1 protein-coding gene and 1 pseudogene are annotated in these 2,382 nt (G+C 49.8%); both read left to right on the top strand.

The features are described 5' to 3' along the window. Positions 1-324 (top strand): annotated as a pseudogene (locus tag AB5903_RS12060) (ATP-binding protein); the annotation flags it as partial. A 46-nt stretch (positions 325-370) separates the two neighbouring features. Continuing rightward, a partial coding sequence (gene nifJ, locus AB5903_RS12055) for a pyruvate:ferredoxin (flavodoxin) oxidoreductase (RefSeq protein WP_368117859.1) occupies positions 371-2,382 on the top strand: 2,012 nt, incomplete at its 3' end.

The following is a 2,382-nucleotide window of genomic DNA, read 5'->3' as shown; positions in this document are numbered from 1 at the left end:
GTATATCCCAAAGGAGAAGAATTCCCCAAAAAGCCGTCGAAGATAATGATGCACAATTCCAACCTGATGTACTCCATCTACCCCGTAAAGGTGGAAGAGCAGGATGTGCTGGAAACGTTCTTTGTAAACACCATGTGGAAAGACCACAAAGTGAACAAAGGCGACAAGAACATTTCGTTCATGGTGGACGAAGTGATGCCTTTCAAGATTTGTCAGGAAGGCATGAGGATCAAGAACAATCCGGGAGTGACGTACGCATTGCACAAGGCAGAGATAGGCCGGGGCAATCAGATACCTCTCTGGCTGTTCGGCTTCCTGTATTAGATTTACAGACAAAGAGTTTTTTTTACTTAATAAATTCAATTTAGTTATGACTAAACAGAAGAAATTCATTACTTGTGATGGTAACCAGGCTGCTGCACATATCTCGTATATGTTCTCGGAAGTAGCTGCCATCTATCCTATCACACCCTCTTCTACGATGGCTGAATACGTAGACGAATGGGCTGCCGCAGGTCGTAAAAACATCTTCGGCGAAACAGTATTGGTACAGGAAATGCAATCCGAAGGCGGTGCTGCCGGCGCCGTTCACGGTTCTTTGCAAGCCGGTGCGCTGACTACAACGTACACCGCTTCACAAGGTCTGTTGCTGATGATACCGAACATGTACAAGATTGCCGGTGAATTCCTGCCTTGCGTGTTCCACGTATCCGCACGTACTTTGGCAAGCCATGCGCTGTGTATCTTCGGTGACCACCAGGACGTAATGTCTGCACGTCAGACAGGTTTCGCCATGTTGGCCGAAGGTTCCGTACAGGAAGTTATGGACCTGGCGGGTGTCGCTCACCTTTCTACTATCAAGAGCCGCGTACCGTTCGTTAACTTCTTCGACGGTTTCCGTACTTCTCACGAAATCCAGAAGATTGAAATGCTGGAGAACGAAGACCTCGCTCCGCTTATCGACCAGGAAGCATTGGCTGAATTCCGTGCACGTGCACTGAACCCGATGAACCCGGTTGCCCGCGGTATGGCCGAAAACCCCGACCACTTCTTCCAACACCGCGAATCTTGCAACAACTACTACGAAGCTGTTCCCGCTATCGTAGAGGAATACATGAACGAGATTTCCAAAATCACAGGCCGCAAGTACGGTTTGTTCGATTACTACGGTGCAGAAGATGCAGAACGCGTAATCATCGCTATGGGTTCTGTAACGGAAGCTGCCCGTGAAGCCATCGACTACCTCGTTGCCAACGGCGAAAAGGTTGGTTTGGTTGCCGTTCACTTGTATCGTCCGTTCTCTGCCAAGCACTTCCTGGCTGCCGTTCCCAAGACTGCCAAGAAGATTGCCGTACTCGACCGTACGAAGGAACCGGGTGCTAACGGCGAACCGTTGTACCTCGATGTAAAAGACTGCTTCTACGGCACGGAAAACGCTCCGGTTATCGTAGGCGGCCGTTACGGTCTGGGTTCCAAGGATACCACTCCTGCACAAATCATCGCAGTTTACAAGAACCTGGCTATGCCGATGCCGAAGAACCACTTCACTATCGGTATTGTGGACGACGTTACTTTCACTTCTCTTCCTCAGGAAGAAGAAATCGCATTGGGCGGCGAAGGCATGTTCGAGGCTAAGTTCTACGGTTTGGGAGCCGACGGTACAGTAGGCGCCAACAAGAACTCGGTTAAGATTATCGGTGACAACACCGACAAGCACTGCCAGGCTTACTTCTCTTACGACTCCAAGAAATCAGGCGGTTTCACTTGCTCTCACCTGCGCTTCGGTGACACTCCGATCCGTTCTACATACTTGGTAAACACTCCGAACTTTGTGGCTTGCCACGTTCAGGCTTACCTGCACATGTACGACGTAACCCGCGGTCTGCGCAAGAACGGTTCATTCTTGCTGAACACCATCTGGGAAGGTGAAGAGCTGGCTAAGAACCTGCCTAACAGAGTAAAGAAATACTTTGCACAGAACAATATCTCCGTTTACTACATCAACGCAACTCAGATTGCACAGGAAATCGGTTTGGGCAACCGTACCAACACCATTCTCCAGTCTGCATTCTTCCGTATCACAGGTGTAATTCCTGTAGAACAGGCTGTTGAGCAGATGAAGAAATTCATCGTCAAGTCTTACGGCAAGAAGGGTGAAGACGTAGTAAACAAGAACTACGCAGCCGTAGACCGTGGCGGCGAATACAAGACTCTGGCTATCGACCCGGCATGGGCTAACCTGCCTGATGATGCCAAAGCAGAAAACAACGACCCCGCATTCATCAACGAAGTGGTTCGTCCTATCAATGCACAGGACGGCGACTTGCTGAAGGTATCTGCGTTCAAGGGTATCGAAGACGGTACTTGGGAACAAGGTACGGC

The organism is Bacteroides sp. 2201st1_D9_2201SCRN_220225 (genome assembly GCF_040928965.1).
Classification (GTDB): Bacteria; Bacteroidota; Bacteroidia; order Bacteroidales; family Bacteroidaceae; genus Bacteroides; species Bacteroides stercoris.
The sequence above is the reverse complement of the archived record's forward strand: the minus strand, read 5'-3'. Positions and strand labels throughout refer to the sequence as shown.